At 53.2% G+C, this 19,058-nt stretch carries 19 protein-coding genes; all 19 read left to right on the top strand.

Annotation, left to right across the window (positions count from 1 at the left end; genetic code table 11):
• Nucleotides 1–13: 13 nt before the first annotated feature.
• A complete protein-coding gene (locus OUY18_RS11520) occupies nucleotides 14–880 on the top strand; it encodes a DUF6017 domain-containing protein (protein WP_268058940.1) in 867 nt (288 codons plus the stop codon).
• Between the two features lie 56 nt (nucleotides 881–936).
• On the top strand, nucleotides 937–1,302 hold the full coding sequence (locus OUY18_RS11525; RefSeq protein ID WP_268058941.1) for a hypothetical protein: 366 nt from the start codon (nucleotides 937–939) through the stop codon (nucleotides 1,300–1,302).
• Nucleotides 1,303–1,550: 248 nt separating this feature from the next.
• Complete coding sequence (locus tag OUY18_RS11530; RefSeq protein ID WP_268058985.1) at nucleotides 1,551–2,042, top strand: PcfB family protein; 492 nt, start codon at nucleotides 1,551–1,553, stop codon at nucleotides 2,040–2,042.
• Complete coding sequence (locus OUY18_RS11535; RefSeq protein WP_268058942.1) at nucleotides 2,039–3,829, top strand: VirD4-like conjugal transfer protein, CD1115 family; 1,791 nt, start codon at nucleotides 2,039–2,041, stop codon at nucleotides 3,827–3,829. The genes OUY18_RS11530 and OUY18_RS11535 overlap by 4 nt, the downstream gene beginning before the upstream one ends.
• 42 nt (nucleotides 3,830–3,871) lie before the next feature.
• The gene (locus OUY18_RS11540) at nucleotides 3,872–4,087 is read left to right on the top strand and encodes a Maff2 family mobile element protein (protein ID WP_013485766.1); all 216 of its coding nucleotides are present in this window, start codon (nucleotides 3,872–3,874) and stop codon (nucleotides 4,085–4,087) included.
• A gap of 122 nt (nucleotides 4,088–4,209) precedes the next feature.
• A complete protein-coding gene (locus OUY18_RS11545) occupies nucleotides 4,210–5,019 on the top strand; it encodes a VirB6/TrbL-like conjugal transfer protein, CD1112 family (protein ID WP_419196143.1) in 810 nt (269 codons plus the stop codon).
• Nucleotides 5,020–5,035: 16 nt separating this feature from the next.
• Nucleotides 5,036–5,443, top strand: a complete 408-nt coding sequence (locus OUY18_RS11550) for a hypothetical protein (protein WP_268058944.1) — start codon at nucleotides 5,036–5,038, stop codon at nucleotides 5,441–5,443.
• Complete coding sequence (locus OUY18_RS11555; protein ID WP_268058945.1) at nucleotides 5,444–5,902, top strand: PrgI family protein; 459 nt, start codon at nucleotides 5,444–5,446, stop codon at nucleotides 5,900–5,902. It abuts the gene before it with no gap.
• Nucleotides 5,829–8,207 (top strand): VirB4-like conjugal transfer ATPase, CD1110 family, encoded by a 2,379-nt coding sequence (locus OUY18_RS11560; protein ID WP_268058986.1) that lies wholly within the window; start codon nucleotides 5,829–5,831, stop codon nucleotides 8,205–8,207. Before OUY18_RS11555 ends, OUY18_RS11560 begins: the two co-directional genes overlap by 74 nt.
• 34 nt (nucleotides 8,208–8,241) lie before the next feature.
• Nucleotides 8,242–9,969 carry a C40 family peptidase gene (locus OUY18_RS11565; RefSeq protein WP_268058946.1) on the top strand — a complete coding sequence of 576 codons (1,728 nt, stop codon included), beginning with the start codon at nucleotides 8,242–8,244 and terminating at the stop codon, nucleotides 9,967–9,969.
• 20 nt (nucleotides 9,970–9,989) lie between these two features.
• Nucleotides 9,990–10,229 (top strand): DUF4315 family protein, encoded by a 240-nt coding sequence (locus OUY18_RS11570; protein WP_268058947.1) that lies wholly within the window; start codon nucleotides 9,990–9,992, stop codon nucleotides 10,227–10,229.
• Nucleotides 10,216–10,965, top strand: coding sequence for a DUF4366 domain-containing protein (locus OUY18_RS11575; protein WP_268058948.1), 750 nt, complete (start codon nucleotides 10,216–10,218; stop codon nucleotides 10,963–10,965). Before OUY18_RS11570 ends, OUY18_RS11575 begins: the two co-directional genes overlap by 14 nt.
• Before the next feature lie 300 nt (nucleotides 10,966–11,265).
• On the top strand, nucleotides 11,266–12,123 hold the full coding sequence (locus OUY18_RS11580) for an AraC family transcriptional regulator (RefSeq protein ID WP_268058949.1): 858 nt from the start codon (nucleotides 11,266–11,268) through the stop codon (nucleotides 12,121–12,123).
• Between the two features lie 103 nt (nucleotides 12,124–12,226).
• Nucleotides 12,227–14,287 (top strand): DNA topoisomerase 3, encoded by a 2,061-nt coding sequence (locus OUY18_RS11585; protein WP_268058950.1) that lies wholly within the window; start codon nucleotides 12,227–12,229, stop codon nucleotides 14,285–14,287.
• Complete coding sequence (locus OUY18_RS11590) at nucleotides 14,284–14,586, top strand: immunoglobulin (RefSeq protein WP_268058951.1); 303 nt, start codon at nucleotides 14,284–14,286, stop codon at nucleotides 14,584–14,586. Before OUY18_RS11585 ends, OUY18_RS11590 begins: the two co-directional genes overlap by 4 nt.
• Nucleotides 14,587–14,669: 83 nt before the next feature.
• Nucleotides 14,670–17,117 carry a YodL domain-containing protein gene (locus OUY18_RS11595; protein WP_268058952.1) on the top strand — a complete coding sequence of 816 codons (2,448 nt, stop codon included), beginning with the start codon at nucleotides 14,670–14,672 and terminating at the stop codon, nucleotides 17,115–17,117.
• 1 nt (nucleotide 17,118) lies between these two features.
• Complete coding sequence (locus OUY18_RS11600; RefSeq protein ID WP_268058953.1) at nucleotides 17,119–17,337, top strand: transposon-transfer assisting family protein; 219 nt, start codon at nucleotides 17,119–17,121, stop codon at nucleotides 17,335–17,337.
• A 113-nt stretch (nucleotides 17,338–17,450) separates the two neighbouring features.
• Nucleotides 17,451–18,008: an RNA polymerase sigma factor gene (locus OUY18_RS11605; RefSeq protein ID WP_268058954.1), complete on the top strand. Its 558-nt coding sequence runs from the start codon at nucleotides 17,451–17,453 to the stop codon at nucleotides 18,006–18,008.
• A complete protein-coding gene (locus OUY18_RS11610) occupies nucleotides 18,005–18,616 on the top strand; it encodes a hypothetical protein (RefSeq protein ID WP_156989537.1) in 612 nt (203 codons plus the stop codon). The genes OUY18_RS11605 and OUY18_RS11610 overlap by 4 nt, the downstream gene beginning before the upstream one ends.
• Nucleotides 18,617–19,058: the final 442 nt, after the last annotated feature.

The following is a 19,058-nucleotide window of genomic DNA, read 5'->3' on the forward strand; positions in this document are numbered from 1 at the left end:
GGGAGTGATACAAATGGCAGTTTTTCGTGTGGAACGGACGCGGGATTACACGGTCATGAGCAACCATCACCTGAAGGACAGAGCCTTGTCCCTGAAAGCGAAAGGTCTGCTTTCCATGATGCTCTCCCTTCCGGACGATTGGGATTACACCACGCGGGGCCTTGCATCCATCTGCCGGGAAGGTGTGGACGCTATCGGAAAGGCGCTCAAGGAACTGGAAAACGCGGGCTATATGGAGCGCCGCCAGCTTCGCGGCAAAGACGGGCGCATCTCGGATACCGAGTACACCATCTATGAGCTGCCGCGCAAGCCGCCGGGTACGCCTTTTCCGGATACGGATTCACCAGATACGGAAAAGCCGTATCTGGATAACCCGGATACGGAAAATCCCGCGCAATTAAATACTAAGGGAACTAATATCCCTAAAAAATCAAATACGTATGGATTAAATCCTTATCAATCCAATCCGGCAGACCGAAAACAAGAGGACGGTGCCCCGGCTGATTCGATGGATGCGACGGACGCCTACCGCGAAATCATCAAAGAGAATATTTCCTACGACGTCCTGCGGCAGAGATGCGACCCGGAAAGGCTGGACGAAATCGTGGGCATCATGCTCGACACCGTGTGCAGCCGAAAAAAGGAAATCCGGATCGCCGGTGAGAATATGCCCGCCGAAACGGTAAAAAGCAGGCTTTTGAAGCTCGACGACAGCCACATTGAATACGTGCTGGACTGTTTAGACAAGAACACCACCGATATCCGCAATATCCGAAGCTACATTCTGACCGCGCTGTATCAGGCTCCGACCACCATCAGCAGCTACTACTCGGCGCTGGTCAATCACGACATGTACGGAAGCGGCCCGCCCGGACGGTAAACGTCCCGCGCGGGCTGTTTTCATGCCCGACAAAATCGGAAAGGAGTAATTTTATCATGAAACGACCCCTCGCATACATCACCGCCCCGTGGGGCGCGGACGAAATAGAAAACACCGAGGACGCGGCGCAGTACTGCCGCAAAATTTACGACGCGGGCTTTTCGCCAATCTGCCCGATCCTGTTCCTGCCGCTTTTCCTCAACGACGCCATCCCGCAGGAACATAAGGACGGCATCGACATCGCCTGCAACTTTCTGCGCCGTGCTCATGTGCTGGTGGTCTGCGGCAGAAACGTGGATGAAACCGTGAAAAACGACATCGCCACGGCGGAACGGCTGCACATCACCGCCACCACGCTGGACGGCATTCTCACCGTCAAGGGACAGGGCCGGGAAAAGGACGAGGAAAAGGAGCGGAGGTAACGTGCCGGACTATCAGAAAATGTACCACTCGCTGTTCAATGACGTGACCGACGCTATCGCAAAGCTCCAGCAGGCGTAGCAGAAAACCGAGGAAATGTACATGGACAGCAAAGAAACCGTCCTCACCCCGTTTTTGAAAAAGAGTGAGGAACAGAAAAATGACCGGAACCCGGCCCCGGCAAAGAAAAAGCCGCCCTCTCACGATGAACGGTGACGGGGCGGCTTTGCCATGACAGGAGGTGCTTTGTTTGCAGGAAGAAATCGAAACCCGCTCCGTGACGCTCATCATCAGCGGCACGAAGCTCACGGGCCGGGTGCTCAAGGCGGCGATTGCCAAGTATCTGGCCCACCGGAAGGAAAAGAAAAACGCGAAGGCCCGCGCCGGTCCCGTGGTCCTTCACGGCAGGCAGACGGTGAAACAGCTCGTTGGTCAGAACGCGGGCGTGTCCAACATGGAAATCACCGACAGCAACATCCGTTCCTTTGATCGTGTGGCGCGGAAATACGGCGTGGACTACGCCGTCAAAAAGGACCGCAGCGTTTCGCCACCCAAATATCTCGTCTTTTTCAAAGCGCGGGACGCGGACGCGCTCACCGCCGCTTTTACTGAGTTCACGGCGAAAACAGTGAACCGGGAGAAAAGGCCCTCCGTCCTCTCGCGGCTCCGTCAGTTCAAGGATCTGGTCAAGGCAAATACCGTTGACCGGGTGAGGCATAAGGAACAGGAGCGGGCGCGATGAGTGAGAAAACAAAAAAGCTGCTTCTAATGAATCTGCCGTACCTGTTCGTCGCTCTGTTTGCCACCAAGTTCGGACAGGCGTGGCGGCTGTCCGCAGGCGCGGACGCTTCCGGGAAGCTCCTGCACCTGATGGACGGCCTCACCGCCGCGTTTGCCTCTCCGCTGCCGAGCTTTTATCCGACCGACCTCGGCGTGGGCGTTCTTCTCGCCGCCGCGCTCCGGCTGGCGGTTTACGTCAAAGGCCGGAACGCCAAAAAATTCCGCAAAAACGTGGAATACGGCTCGGCCCGCTGGGGCAAGGCCGAGGACATCAAACCGTACATCGATCCTGTTTTTGAAAACAACGTCATTCTCACGCAGACGGAACGGCTCACCATGAACAGCCGACCCAAGGACCCCAAGACGTCCCGTAACAAAAATGTGCTGGTCGTCGGCGGCTCCGGTTCCGGCAAGACGCGATTTTTCATCAAGCCGAACCTGATGCAGTGCGATTCCAAGGATTATCCGACGAGCTTCGTGGTCACGGACCCGAAGGGCAGTATTGTCGTGGAGTGCGGAAATCTCCTGCGGCGCAGGGGCTACCGAATCAAAATCCTCAACACCATCAACTTCAAAAAGTCGATGCACTACAATCCCTTCGCGTACATTCATTCCGAAAAGGACATCTTGAAGCTGGTTACCACGCTCATCACCAACACCAAGGGCGAGGGCAAGGAAGGAGATGATTTCTGGGTGAAGGCCGAAACGCTCCTTTATACGGCGCTTATCGGATACATCCACTATGAGGCCCCGGCCGAAGAACAAAATTTTGCCACACTGATTGAATTCATTAACGCTTCGGAAGTTCGAGAGGATGATGAGGAATTCAAAAACCCCGTGGATCTCATGTTCGAGGCGTTGGAAAAGGAAAAACCAAATCATTTCGCTGTCCGGCAGTATAAGAAATACAAGTTGGCGGCGGGCAAGACAGCAAAGTCGATCCTTATTTCCTGCGGCGCGCGAATGGCCCCCTTCGACATTCAGGAGCTTCGTGACCTGACGGCCTACGACGAGCTGGAGCTGGATACGCTGGGCGACCGCAAAACCGCCCTGTTCATCATCATTTCTGATAACGACGACACGTTTAATTTTTTAGTTTCGATGGCCTACACGCAACTTTTCAACCTGCTGTGTGAAAAGGCCGACGATGTGTACGGCGGGCGCTTGCCCGTCCACGTGCGGTGCCTGCTTGACGAATTTGCAAACATCGGGCAGATCCCCAAGTTCGAGAAGCTGATCGCCACTATCCGCAGCCGCGAAATCTCGGCCTGCCTTGTTTTACAGGCGCAGAGTCAGCTCAAGGCCCTGTACAAAGACAACTCCGACACGATCATCGGCAACTGCGACAGCGCCATCTTCCTCGGCGGCAAGGAACGCACGACCCTGAAAGAACTGACCGAATCACTTGGGAAGGAGACAATCGACACCTACAACACCGGAGAAAGCCGGGGCCGCGAGGTTTCTCACAGCCTCAATTATCAAAAATTGGGGAAAGATCTAGCTTCGGTCGATGAGCTGTCCGTCCTTGACGGAGGCAAGTGCATCCTCCAACTTCGCGGCGTCCGGCCTTTTCTTTCGGACAAGTACGACATCACAAAGCACCCGAATTACAAATACCTGTCCGACTATGATCCCCGCAACGCTTTCCCTATCGAAAAATTCCTGTCCACCAAATTAAAACCGAAACCGGACGATGTGTTCAACACGTATTCCGTTGATCTCTCCGGGGACCCAAAAGCCGCAGAATAGCGGCTTTTTTATATATGCAACTTAAAAAATGGAGGTAGTATTATGAGTTTCTTTCATTCCGCAATCGGTGTTCTCCAGACCCTCGTGATCGCCCTCGGCGCGGGCCTTGCCATTTGGGGCGCGATCAATCTTCTGGAAGGTTACGGCAACGACAATCCGGGAGCGAAAAGTCAAGGCATTAAACAGCTTATGGCAGGCGGCGGAGTAGCTCTGATCGGCATTACGCTGGTTCCGCTTCTCTCCAACCTGTTCGGCTGATGCCGACGCCAAAACACTCCGCGCCCCCATTTACGGGGGCGCGGGAAAGGAGGTGATGCCGTTTGGATTTCATCAAACAGCAGATTACCGAATGGCTGAAAGAAATACTCGTCGGCGGCATCATGAACAACCTGTCGGGCATGTTCGACAACGTGAACAGCCAGGTCGGGCAGATCGCCTCTCAGGTGGGAACGACGCCGCAGGCATGGAACACCGGCATTTACAACATGATCCGGACTCTGTCCGAAAACGTCATGATGCCCATCGCGGGCCTGATTCTCGCGTTCGTCATGACGCTGGAGCTGATCCAGATCATTACCGACAAAAACAATTTTCACGACATCGAAAGCGCCGTTTTCTTTAAGTGGATTTTCAAAACGGCCTGCGCCATCCTCATCGTGACCAACACATGGAATATTGTCATGGGCATATTCGACGTAGCGCAGAGCGTGGTCAACAGCGCGGCGGGAATCATCGTTTCCGATACGTCCATCGACATCAGCTCCGTTACGGCAAACCTTCAGACGCGGCTCATGGCTATGGACCTTGGCCCCCTGTTCGGGCTGTGGTTCCAGAGCATTTTCGTGGGCTTTACCATGTGGGTGCTCACGATCTGCATTTTCATCATCGTGTACGGGAGGATGATCGAAATCTACTTAGCCACTTCCATCGCGCCGATTCCGATGGCGACGATGTTGAACCGGGAATGGGGCGGCATGGGGCAGAACTATCTTCGCTCCCTGTTCGCGCTCGGCTTTCAGGGCTTTCTCATCATCGTCTGCGTGGCGATTTACGCCGTTCTTGTAAAAAGCATCAGCGTGAGCACGGACATCAGCAAGGCGATCTGGACGTGCATGGGCTACACGGTGCTACTGTGCTTTACGCTCTTTAAGACCGGAAGCCTTGCAAAATCCATTTTCAACGCGCATTGACGGAGGTGATATTTCAATGCAGGACAAATTACAGGAACTTCTTGACCGGCTGGACGCCAACTTTTCAGCGTTTCAAACGGCATGGGAAGCAAAAAGCAAAACGGAACTGATCGGCGCATCCCGCGAGATCACCGCGATTAAGGACGCCCATTATTACCTGACCGAAAGCCACGGCTTTGAACCGGAGGAAATCGACTATCTTCTTCTGTTTGAAAATCCCTTGCAGGTTGTGGCCGACAAGTGGCTGGAGCGCACGGAGGACCTGAGCGATTTCAGCTTCGCACTCGACGAGGTGTTCGACAAGCAGGACGCGCTCCGGGATTACGAACAGAAGGAAAAGCCGTCCGTTCTGGAACAACTTCATCATACCACCGAGACTGCCGGGAAAGCCGCGCGCCCGACGAAAGAACAGGAGGCGCGATAAATGGCTTATGTTCCCGTCCCCAAGGACCTGACCGCCGTGAAAACGAAGGTCTTGTTCAACTTAACAAAACGGCAGCTTGTCTGTTTCAGCGGCGGCGCGCTTGTTGGCGTACCGCTTTTCTTTTTGCTCAAAGGGCCTGTGGGATTCAGCGCCGGAGCCGCTTCCCTCTGCATGGTTCTTGCCATGCTGCCGTTTTTCCTGATGGCCGTCTATGAGAAAAACGGCCTCCCGATGGAAAAGATCGTCCGCAACATCGTTCGGGTGCTCTTTCTCCGGCCAAAGCAGCGGCCCTATCAGACCAACAATTTTTACGCCGTGCTCGCGCGGCAAAGTAAACTCGACAAGGAGGTGCATCGGATTGTCGGTAAAAAAGCAAAAACCGACCATGAATCGGTCATTGTCCCGCGCCGAGAGGCGTCAGATCGAAGCTGCCGTCGCAAGGGCACGGCAGACCGATAAGAAAAAGCAGTCGGCGCAGGACAGCATCCCGTTTCAGCGGATGTTCCCGGACGGCATCTGCCGCGTGACCGACAGTTATTACACGAAAACCGTTCGGTTTCAGGACATCAACTATCAGCTCAACCAGAACGAGGACAAGACCGCCATCTTTGAGGGCTGGTGCGATTTTCTTAACTATTTCGACAGCTCCATCAAATTTCAGCTCTCGTTTCTGAACCTCTCCGCGACGCGGGACAGCTTTGCAAAAATCGTCACCATCGCGCCGCAGGGCGACGATTTTGACAACCTGCGCTCGGAATATACGGAAATGCTTCGGAATCAGCTTGCCAAAGGCAACAACGGCCTCATTAAAACCAAATACCTGACCTTCGGTATTGAAGCGGATAGCCTGAAAGCGGCCAAACCCCGGCTGGAACGTATCGAGATCGACATTCTCAACAACTTCAAACATCTCGGCGTAACAGCCGCTTCCCTGAACGGCGCGGACCGCCTGCGGCTGCTGCACGATATTTTCCACATGGACGCGCCGGAGCCGTTCCGCTTTTCGTGGGACTGGCTGGCTCCCTCCGGCCTGTCCGTCAAAGACTTCATCGCGCCCAGCTCTTTCGAGTTCAAAAGCGGCAGCATGTTCGGCATGGGGCGTCAGGTAGGCGCGGTCAGTTTTCTCCAAATCCTCGCGCCGGAGCTGAACGACCGGATGCTGGCCGATTTTCTCGACATGGAATCCAGCCTCATCGTCACCATGCACATCCAGTCCATCGATCAGGTGAACGCCATCAAGACGGTGAAGCGGAAAATCACGGACTTGGATTCCATGAAGATTCAGGAGCAGAAAAAGGCCATCCGTTCCGGTTACGACATGGATATCCTCCCCTCCGACCTTGCCACCTACGGCGAGGAAGCGAAAAAACTGTTGCAGGATTTACAGTCCCGCAACGAGCGCATGTTCCTTGTGACCTTTCTCGTCCTCAACGTGGCCGAGAACAGGCAGCGGCTGGACAACAACGTATTTCAGGCAAGCTCCCTCGCGCAGAAATATAACTGCGCGCTGACCCGCCTCGATTTCCGGCAGGAAGAAGGGCTGATGTCCTCACTTCCGCTTGGATACAACCAAATAGAGATTCAGCGGGGCCTGACCACGTCAAGCACCGCCATTTTTATTCCCTTTACCACGCAGGAGCTGTTCCAGACCGGGCGCGAGGCGCTGTACTGCGGGCTGAATGCTTTGTCCAACAACCTCATCATGGTGGATCGGAAGCTCTTGAAAAACCCGAACGGTCTGATTCTCGGCACACCGGGCGCGGGCAAATCTTTCGCCGCGAAGCGGGAAATCGTCAACGTGTTCCTCGTCACAAACGACGACATCATCGTCTGCGACCCGGAGGCCGAATACGGCCCGCTGATTGAGCGCCTGCACGGGCAGATCATCAAAATATCGCCCGCATCCACCGATTACATCAATCCCATGGACATCAACCTCAACTATTCCGAGGAAGAAAACCCGTTATCTTTGAAGTCGGATTTTATCCTCTCCCTCTGCGAGCTGATCGTCGGCGGCAAGGAGGGATTGCAGCCTGTGGAAAAGACGGTCATCGACCGCTGCGTGAGACTGGTGTATCGGAATTACCTCAACGACCCGCGCCCGGAAAACATGCCGATTCTGGAGGATTTGTACAATGAACTGCGGCGGCAGGATGAAAAGGAAGCGCAGTACATCGCCACGGCGCTGGAAATCTACGTCACCGGTTCCCTCAATGTGTTCAATCACCGCACCACAGTCAACGTAAAAAACCGTGTTGTCAGCTACGATATCCGGGAGCTGGGCAAGCAGCTCAAAAAAATCGGGATGCTCATCGTGCAGGATCAGGTCTGGAACCGCGTCACCGTCAACCGGGCCGTGGGAAAATCCACGCGCTACTATATCGACGAATTCCATCTGCTCTTAAAAGAAGAACAGACCGCCGCCTATTCCGTGGAAATCTGGAAGCGGTTTCGCAAATGGGGCGGTATTCCGACCGGAATTACGCAGAACATAAAGGACCTTCTTTCCTCACGGGAAATCGAGAACATCTTTGAAAACTCGGATTACATCTATATGCTCAATCAGGCGTCCGGCGACCGCCAGATTCTTGCCAAGCAGCTTGGCATTTCTCCGCACCAGCTTTCCTACGTCACCCATTCCGGTGAGGGCGAAGGGCTGCTGTTCTACGGCAACGTCATTCTGCCGTTTATCGACCATTTCCCGAAGGACACGGAGCTGTACCGCATCATGACCACCAAGCCGCAGGAAGTGGCGGCAACATGAGCGTCCTCGCTCAGCGGGACCGGAGGTGATGGTAATGGAAAAGCGAGCGCCCCGCCTGCAATTTACGAAGGAGGAACGAACCGACCCCGTATTAAAAAATTCTGTCCGCAGAGTACAGAAAGCGGCGGCAAAGGCCAACCGCGCACAGGCGATAATCCCGAAAAAGACCGTTTTTAAGCGGCAGCGCGTCGTTGACCCGGCCACCGGCAAGATCACAACGCACCTGAAATTTGAGGATGTGGATAAGAAAAAACCGTCCAAGCTCACTCATGCCGTCCGGGACGCGCCCGGAAACGCCGTTTTGATGCAGTTCCACCGGGAAATTCGGCAGTCGGAGGATGAAAACGTCGGCGTGAAAGCGGCACATAAGAGCGAGGAAGCCGCCGAAACGGGCGGGCGTCTGGTTCGCAGCGACCACCGTTCCCACAAATTGAAGCCCTATCGGAAATCGGCCAAAGCGGAAAAGCGACTGGACCGCGCCAATCTCGGTTATTTGCAGAAAAAGGCCGCGCGGGACAATCCGCAGCCCTCCGGCAATCCTTTGGCCCACTGGCGGCAAAAGCGGGCCGTCAAAAAACAGTACGCCGCCGCGAAGCGGACCGGACAGTTCGCTGGTTCTGCCGGGAAAGCCGCCGGGAACACCGCAAAGGCGGCAAAAGCGGCGGCACGGGAAAGTAAACGGGCGGCGGCTTTTGTCGCGCGGCATCCGAACGGCTTTTTGATCGCCGCAGGCGTTTTTCTGGTACTGGTTCTGCTTCTGAACGTCCTGTCCTCCAGCTCGGTTCTGCTGGAAGGCGCGCTGTCCGGCGTTACCGCGTCCACCTATCCTTCCACGGACGACGCCATGCTCGGTGCGGAAGCCGCTTACGCCCAAAAGGAAGCGGACCTTCAGGATGAAATCGACCATTACGAGCAGCGGCACGGCGGGTGCGATGAGTATCATTACAACCTCGATAAAATCGGCCACGATCCCTATGTGCTGATTTCCATCCTGACCGCGTGGCACGGCGGCGAATGGACGCTGGATGAAGTCCGGGGCACGCTTTCCATGCTGTTCTCACAAGAATACCAACTGACACAGACCGTGGAGACGGAAACCCGATATCGCACGGAAACACATACAGTGACGGACCCAGACGGTACAACTCACACCGAAACCCGGCAGGTTCCCTATACCTACACCATCTGCAATGTGAAACTGCACAACGAGGCTTTATCCCATCTTCCCATTTCCATCATGAATGAGGATCAGGTCGGTGTGTACTCAATGTACATGTCTACTCTCGGTAACAGGCCCGACCTGTTCCCTTCGTCGGCCTATCCGAACGCATCCACCGCCAAAAAGCCCACGGAATACGATATTCCCCCGGAGGCGATGGCAGACGCGCGGTTCGCCGCCATGATGGCGGAAGCGAAAAAATACATCGGCTATCCCTACGTTTGGGGCGGCAGCAGCCCGAAAACCTCGTTCGACTGTTCCGGCTACGTGTCGTGGGTGATCAATCACAGCGGATGGAACGTGGGACGGCTGGGGGCACAGGGTCTCTGCGACATATGCACTCCGGTTTCTCCTGCCGACGCCAAACCCGGCGACCTTGTTTTCTTTGAACACACCTATGACACTGACGGCGTGTCCCATGTGGGCATCTATGTGGGAAACGGCATGATGCTCGCGGCGGGGGACCCCATCGGCTACTCGAATCTCAACACAAGTTACTGGCAAAGCCATTTTTACACGTTCGGGCGTTTACCGAATCCATAAACAGATTGGAGGAATCAACCGTGAATCCGAAATTCAAAAAAATCGACGCCGAGTATGAAAAGAACGCGGCGAAAATCTCCGCGCTGCAAAACCGGCAGAAGGAACTGGAAAAGCAGCGCCGGGAGCTGGAAAATCTCGATATTATCGGCCTTGTGCGGGGCATGGGCATGACTGCGGAGGAACTGGCCGCGCTCATGAAAGCATCCCGCGAAATATCCGGTCAGAACAAACAGGAGGAAAATGTTCATGAAAAAATCTAAAATCCGCGTATTGGTCTGCCTGATGGCCGCCGTGTCCTGCACGGCGGCTTTTTCCGCCAACGCCCTCGCTTACAGCACAGGGACGACCTCTCCGACCTTGAGCAGTTCCAACGCCGCGCAGAGCAGCACCGCATCGTCGGCAGCATCATCCGCAACGTCGTCCGGAACATCTCTCAAGCCGCTGACGCCGGACGGCACAGGGACAATGATCGACAACGTGACCAACGAGGACGGCAAGGAGTTTTTCACCATTACCACGCCGAGCAAGCACGTCTTTTACCTGATTATCGACCGTCAGAAGAATGCCGAAAACGTCTATTTCCTTGACGCCGTTACGGACAAGGACCTGCTTGCGCTGGCAAAGAACGACAACGAGGACGTATCCGGTTCTTCCTCGGCCAAGACTGCTTCCACCCCGGAGACATCCTCCGCGCCGACTGTATCGACGCCCACCGCTTCGTCCAACCCTCAGCCGGAAAAACAGAACAGCAGCGCCGGAATCGCGGCGGTCGCCGTGCTTGCGGCCGTTCTCGTCGGCGCGGCGGTGTGGTTTTTCAAATTCCGCAAGCCGGGTAAAAAGGATAAGAACAAGCCTGACCCGGACGATTACGATTACGCCGATGACGGGGATGAAGAATCCGAACCGGAGAATGAACCGGATTCCCCCGATAAAGAAACAGAGCAGAAAGATGAGTCGGAAACTTCCGATGATGAAGCGGAGCGTGAGGACGAATGACCTTTTTCACCGACAGTCCTTTCGAGCGAATGATGGTGCAAAAGCCGCAGTATAGGCGGGAGGAACGGCCTCCCGCCCCGCCGAAAGGCCATCCTGACCGTCCCCGTGACTGTTACCGTGACCTTATCATCACGCCGAAAGCTGGCAAGCCGGAGCGATAATGTTCCGGCTTGTTTTGTCTAAGCCTGAATGATAAGATGTTTACGGCAGATTTAATTTGCGGACAAAAGACAACAGAAAAAGTCGGGAACAGCCGCTTTGAAAGTAATAAGATAGAATCACAGGCAAGGAGATGTGTACATGGGTTGGGTTGAGTGCATAGGTGAAGCCATCAGCTATATTGAAGGCAATATCACTGACGAACTGACAGTTGAAAAGATTGCAAAGCAGGTAATATTATCACCTTTCTATTTCCAAAAAGGATTTGCCATGCTTTGCGGTTTTACGGTCGGAGAGTATATCCGGGAACGCAGGCTTACTCTTGCCGGCAGCGAGCTTGTTTCCACAGACGAAAAAATCATTGACATTGCGCTCAAGTACGGTTACGACTCGCCGGACAGTTTTACCAAAGCATTTACCCGTTTTCATGGCGTCACACCGACTGCCGTTCGAAAAGACGGAGCAATGATTAAGTCTTTTGCTCCGCTGAAAATCAAATTTACTTTGGAAGGCGGCTATGTTATGGATTACAAGATTGTCGAAAAAGATTCATTCACGGTTATGGGAGCAGCCAGAACATTCAAGTATGACGGTGCGAAAACAGAAATTCCTAAGTTTTGGATGGAACTCCATCAGCCCGGAAAAGAGCGGGTCGTATGCGGAATGTATGGAATCAGTATTGACGAGAGTATGGGATCGGATGAATTCGAGTATCTGGTCGCAGACAATTACAATCCGGCCGCAGAAATTCCGGAAGGCTTTGTTGCAAAAGTCATCCCCGCATACACTTGGGCTGTTTTTGCTTGCAGAGGCGGAATGCCCCAGTCTTTACAGGATGTAAACAAAAAAATCTTCTCGGAATGGCTGCCGAACAGTAAAGACTATGAAATTGCGGCGGGCTACAATATCGAAATGTACAGTGATCCTGCCGAGTATTCCAAGGGAATTCAGGATGAGAAATATTACAGCGAGATATGGATTCCCGTCAAAAAGAAGTAACCCGACAAACGGCGTAATTCCTGTTATGTAGCTATATACTCAAGAGCAATCGAGAAATCGGTTGCTCTTTTTTTGTGTGCCAATGCATGAAAGGAGAAAAAATTTGAAGCTTGTAATCAGTGAAAAGCCCTCGGTTGCCCAAAGTATCGCCGCCGTGATCGGCGCTAAGCAGCGCGGCAACGGGTTTCTGGAGGGTAACGGCTACCTCGTTTCATGGTGCCTCGGCCACCTCGCGGAGCTGGCAAGCGCCGACGCCTATGATAAAAAATACGCCAAATGGCGGCGTGAGGATTTACCCATTCTGCCGGAGAACTGGCGGTTCACCGTAAGCGGGGATAAACAAAAGCAGTTTGATATTCTCCGCGACCTGATGCACCGCGACGGTGTGGATGAAATCATCAACGCCTGCGACGCCGGACGCGAGGGCGAACTGATCTTCCGCACCGTGTACCACATGGCAGGCTGCTCCAAACCAATGAAACGGATCTGGATTTCGTCGATGGAAGACGAGGCTATCCGACAGGGATTTACCAATCTGAAGCCGGGCCGGGATTACACCGGCCTGCATCAGTCTGCTCTCTGCCGCTCCAAAGCCGACTGGCTGGTGGGCATCAACGCGACGCGTCTGTTTTCGGTTTTATATCACCGCACACTAAACGTCGGGCGCGTCATGTCCCCGACGCTGGCCCTCATCGTGCAGCGGGAAGCGGAGATTTCCGCGTTTCAGCCGGAGCCGTTTTACACGGTCAATCTCGACTGCGGCGGTTTCACCGCCACCGGCGACAAGCTGAAAGCGAAGCCGGAGGCAGAGGCCGTTGCCGCCGCCTGTAAAGGGAAAACGGCCACTGTCAGCGCCGTGGAACGGAAAGAAAAATCCGACAAGCCGCCCGCACTTTACGACCTGACTACCCTCCAGCGCGACGCCAACCGTCTGCTCGGCTACACGGCCCAGCAGACGCTCGATTATTTGCAATCGCTCTATGAAAAGAAGCTCTGTACTTATCCGCGCACTGACAGCCGGTTCCTGACAAACGATATGGAAGGGACCGTCCCGGCGCTTGCTTCCGTCGCCGCCGCGATCTGCGGCGCGGATGTTTCCGAAAACCTCAACGCCGGTCAGGTCTGTAACAGTGCGAAGGTCAGCGACCATCACGCTGTCGTTCCCACATCGGGTGCGGGTAAAGCGGAGGTTTCCGCACTGCCTACCGGGGAGAGGGAAATCCTGCGGCTCGTTTCCCGGCAGCTTCTCTGCGCAGTCGGCAGTCCGCACCGATACACTGAAACCGCCGTCACGCTGGACTGTGCCGGGCATGGATTTACCGCCAAGGGCAAGACAATCCTCGTTCCGGGCTGGAAAGCCTATTTGCAGGAACAGGCCGACAGACCCCTTCCGGAACTGGCAGAGGGACAGGACATCACTGCTCCCTCTGTTTCCTTCAAAGAAGGCAAAACCTCGCCGCCCAAGCACTATACAGAGGACACTCTGCTTTCCGCGATGGAGACGGCGGGCGCGAAAGATATGCCAGAAGATGCGGAGCGCAAGGGCCTCGGCACCCCCGCCACCCGCGCGGCTATTTTGGAAAAGCTCGTCACTACAGGCTTTGTGGAACGAAAAAGGGCCAAGAAAACGGTCAACCTCATTCCGACGCAGGTTGGTGTGTCGCTCGTCACTGTCCTGCCGGAACAGCTTCAATCCCCGCTGCTGACCGCCGAATGGGAAAACCGGCTCAAACAGGTGGAGCGCGGAGAACTGGAACCGGACGCTTTTATGAACGGGATTTCATCCATGCTCTGGGAGCTTATAAAAACATATACGCCGGTCAAGGGTGCGGAGGTGCTGTTTCCTTCCGGGCGCGAGATAATCGGCAAATGCCCCCGCTGCGGTGGCAGCGTGAGCGAGAGTAAGAAAGGCTTTTTCTGCGAAAACGACGGTTGCCGATTTGGGCTTTGGAAGGACAACCGGTTTTTCTCCGCCAAGAAAAAGACGCTGACAAAGCCCGTCGCCGCCGCGCTCCTGAAGGACGGGCGCATAAGGCTCACCGGCTGTTATTCCGAGAAAACCGGCAAGACCTATGACGCCACGGTGATTTTGGAGGACACCGGGGAACACGTCAATTTCAGGCTGGAATTTGATTCGGGGACGAAAAAGCGTGGCGGATCATGAAACTTACGAAATATGAGCGGGAGACGATCATTTGCTATAACGAGGAAGAAACGACGGCCAGCGTCTATACGCACAATAAAAAGCTTATTCAAAAGCTCAAACGGCTTTCGGAAAAATACCCCGACAAGGTAAAACCGGAGCGCCCGGAGCATCGCGGGACCGTCAGCTATCTTGTCCCCAAACGCTGTGTTTCCGTTCGGGAACCGTACAGCGACCGGCGGCGCGAAACAGACAGTTTACGGGCCAAAACAGCGAAAATACGCCCTCCCGACAGGAGCATACGCTCCGAAAATGAATAATGAGCGCGCTCTCACATAGGTTTATCCCGGCCTGTGCGGGGGCGCACTTTTTTCGATTCTACGATCTGTGAAAGGAGCATACTATGGCCGAAAAAAATAAGGAACGGCTGAAAGAGATCACCGACAGCATTGAGCAGGGCATCCAAGACCTGTTTCAGAGCGACCGATACGCGCAGTATCTGCGCACCATGTCCCGGTTCCACCGCTATTCCGTCAACAACACCATGCTGATTTACATGCAGAAGCCCGACGCTACCCTTGTAGCCGGGTTCAACAAGTGGCGCGATCAGTTCAGCCGGAACGTCATGCGGGGCGAAAAAGGTATCAAAATCATCGCGCCCACGCCGTTTAAAAAGAAAATTGAGGAAGAAAAGCTCGACCCTGATACCAAAATTCCCGTGCGGGACGCAGACGGCAACATCATCATGGAGGAAAAGGAAATCAAAATCCCCATGTACAAAGTGGTTTCCGTTTTTGACGTGTCGCAGACTGAGGGGAAACCGCTGCCGACGCTGGCGAACGATCTCACGGGAAATGTGAAGCAGTATGAAATTTTCATGGAGGCGCTGCGGCGCTCGTCCCCCGTTCCGCTTGCTTTTGAGGGGATGGAACCGAGTACGGACGGCTATTTCAGCGAAAAAGACCAGCGTATCACCATCCGATCCGGCATGAGCGAGGTACAGACCGTCTCCGCAGCCGTCCACGAGATCACCCACGCCACGCTGCATAACTACGAACAGGCCCGGCTTGCCGCCGCGCAGAGCGACGAAATAGCAGAACCGCCCAAACCGAAGGACCGGCACACCGAGGAAGTGGAGGCCGAGAGCGTTTCCTACGCCGTCTGCCAGTATTACGGCATCCAGACCGGCGAAAACAGCTTCGGTTATATCGCTTCATGGAGCAAGGACAAGGAATTGCCGGAGCTGCGGGCCTCTCTGGAAACCATCAACAAGACCGCTTCCGGCTTGATCTCCGACATCGACCAAAATTTCCGCGAAGTCCTGAAAGAGTACGACAGCGTTCTGGAACAGTTCGCCGGGGACGCATATCGGTACACGGCTTCCGTCATGGAGCCGCCGTTCCCTCTTAACTCCATTGAAGAAGAAGTCCCGGCCACCGTGGAAGATTTGAAAAGCGGTTACGGAAAAGACACCCGTGCGGCAATCCTCAATGCTGCCAAGGTCGAGGGCGCGGCGTCACCGGATGAGTTGCTGCGGCGACTGTACGAAATCGAAAAAATCTACCCGCCGAGAGAAACCGAGGCGATGTATCTGCTGGATAACGACGCCTATCTTTATTTGAAGGAAAACGAGGACGGATACGGCTATACCATTTACGATAAGGAGAGCCTGCGGGAAACGGCAAGCGGGTTTGCCGATGAGGGCGTCAGTTCCATTCCGACCGCTTACGAACAGGCGCTTCTTCTCGAACACCTGGTTCCTGAAACCTCGGGAAAGGTGTCGCTTGACATTCTTCGGGATATTGTCGCCGTGCGTGAGCAGGACGTACAGGAATATATCCGTAAAAACAATTTGGGCGACCATGAGCAAGCTGAACCGGAGACGCGGACAGCGCCCGACCCGCCCAAAGCGGCGGACATGCTGCCGGATGCGCCGGATTTGGCGCTCGACGAATATCCTATGCCGGATTCGGAACTGACCGTGGCCGATCTGGAAGCCTGCGGGTATCTGGACGGCGACCTGCTGCCACTCTCCAAAGACCGGGCGCTGGAGCTTTTTGATCAGGACCTTACCGTTTACATGATTGAGGACGGCGGCGCAAGCATTGCATTCGACCCAGATGAGATTCAGGCGCACAGCGGCCTATTCGCCGTGAGCCGTGAAGAATGGGAGGAAAACCGGGAGTTTTCCGCAGCCATAGAGGACCGGATGAAGCATCAGGATCAGCGGGAAGCCGCCTTTCTGAAAACCTCTCAGGACGCTTTCGCCATTTATCAGGTCAAGGGCGGCGACGAGCTGCGCGATATCCGGTTTGAGCCTTTAAGCTGGCTGGAATCCAAGGGTGTTTCCATAGACCACGAAAACTATGATCTTGCCTACACTGCCCCGCTCACCGATACCGGCAGTACGGATGATAGGCTGGGAGAATTGTGGGATCGGTTCAACAACGATCATCCCGCCGATTATCACAGGCCAAGCCTGTCCGTCAGCGACATCGTTGCGCTCAAACAGAACGGCGCTGTATCCTGTCATTATGTGGACAGCTTCGGTTTTCAGGAGATCCCGACCTTTCTAAAACCGGAAAACTACCTGAAAAGCGCGGAAATGTCGATGGAGGACGATTACGACATGATCGACGGCGTCATCGACAACGGAAAAAATCCCACCGTTGCGGAGCTGGAGCATCAAGCCAAAACCGGTCAGCCGATCTCCCTTCTGGAGCTTGCCGAGGCGTCGCGTCGGGAGTATGACGAAAAGAAAAAATCCGTCGTGGAACAGCTCAGAAGCCAGCCGGTCAGCCGGGAACACAAAAAAACAGCGCCCGACAGAGACGCGGAAATGGAGCGGTGATATGTTTACCAACGACGAAATTAACCTGATGTGCATTTACAATACTGGAACGCGGGAGGGCCTGATCGCGGAGCTGACGCAGATGCGCGGCTATCTCGGTTCGGAGGAAACGGAGCTTCTGACGCTGACGGATTCCGCACTGGGAAAACTTCGGAATATGAGCGACACCGAATACGCCAAACTTGACCTGCTCCCGGATTTTGACGTGGAGACTGAATGAAAAACACGATTATCAATTTTTTACATGATTTTTCTCAAAACATTGCAACCAATTTATTCTTTTCCGATCTATAATAAGTGAAAGCTTTCATTAAATAAGAGAGGGGGAAAAGCATGGATGATTCCCAAATTATTCAGTTGTATTTTGAGCGTTCCGAAGAAGCAATTGACAATACTAAGATAAAATATGGAAATTTCTGCTTTTGTATTGCTAACAACATCCTAAAAAGCAAGGAGGATGCCGAGGAATGTGAAAGCGACGCATATTTGAGGGTATGGAATGCTATTCCTCCCCAAAAACCTAGTATGTTAAAATCCTATCTTGGGAAGATCGTTCGCAATCTTGCCTTGCAACGATACGAATATTATTCAGCTCAAAAAAGGAACACTGAATTAGAAATCGTCTTTTCTGAACTGGAAGAATGTATTGTCGGATTAAAGGGTGTGGAAGGGCAATATGATGCCGATGATCTTGGAAGGTCAGTGAACTGTTTTCTCCATACTATTGATCGCGAATCACGAATTATATTTGTTAGGCGATATTGGTTCACAGATTCCATTAAAGAAATTGCAGTTCGTTTTGAAATCAGTGAAAGTAAAGTTAAATCCTCTCTCTTTAGGACAAGAAACAAATTGAAAGTCTATTTACAGAAAGGAGGTTTTATGGCATGACAGGGAAAAATCTGTATAATGCCATCAATAGTATCGATGATAACTTCATACAAGAGGCCGATGAAGCTGTCACCCTCAAAAAAAATGTGGTCAGCTTCAATTGGAAACGTTTCACTGGAATTGCCGCATGCATAGCGCTTGTTTTATGTGCTTCTGTAATCATACCCAAATTTCTTCCTACTTTAATATCAAGCAAAGAGGCACATCAGGAAAAGACCACAAACGCCATTCTCAATGACTATGTTGATATATACTATCTTGAAAATGGCACAACTGAAATAAAAAAAGAATCGGTGAAGTTAGATTACACTCCACAGAATATCTTTCAAGAATGGAAAAAGTTGAATAACATTCCTGATAGTGTGAGTATGGTTGATTATAAAATTGATTCGAATGGGTATGAACAATCAGGGAATAGCAGTACCGCCACGTATGTTGTTGGGGATGTTTTTACCTTAAATGTGACATTGTCGAACGAATTTACGGATTGTCTTACCAAGAGCAATCGCACGGCTTTATTAAAATCTCTTGAAAAAACACTAAGTTATCAAAAAATTAAATATAAGTCAATCAATATCTTCGTTGATGGGCAAAAAATCAACAATTAAGCGTTTCCCAAAAAGTTTTAATTCAGAGAAACAGTGCGATACCAAAGATGATGGCCGTTACAAAACTTCCGTTTTGTAACGGCCATTTTAGCATATTGAAAATCTAGTTTATGTTGCGTTTTATTATAAAACTCATTTGAGTAACAGGAAGGAGTTGTAAATATATGCCGACAAAACTGCAAGCCTGCGAGCAGATCGCAGAGAAAACGGCGATGCAGATCACCGCCAGTCATGAAAGCTGGACGGACTTTCTGAAAACTGCCGCCCGGCTCTACAAATATCCTTACCATGAGCAACTCATGATCTATGCCCAGCGCCCCGATGCGACGGCCTGTGCCGGTTATGAGCTTTGGAACGAAAAAATGCGCCGGTATATCCGGCGCGGCAGTAGAGGTATTGCGCTCATCGACGCCTCCGGCGACAAGCCGAGAATCCGGTACGT

Source organism: Caproiciproducens galactitolivorans, from assembly GCF_026672255.1.
Lineage (GTDB): Bacteria > Bacillota > Clostridia > Oscillospirales > Acutalibacteraceae > Caproiciproducens > Caproiciproducens galactitolivorans_A.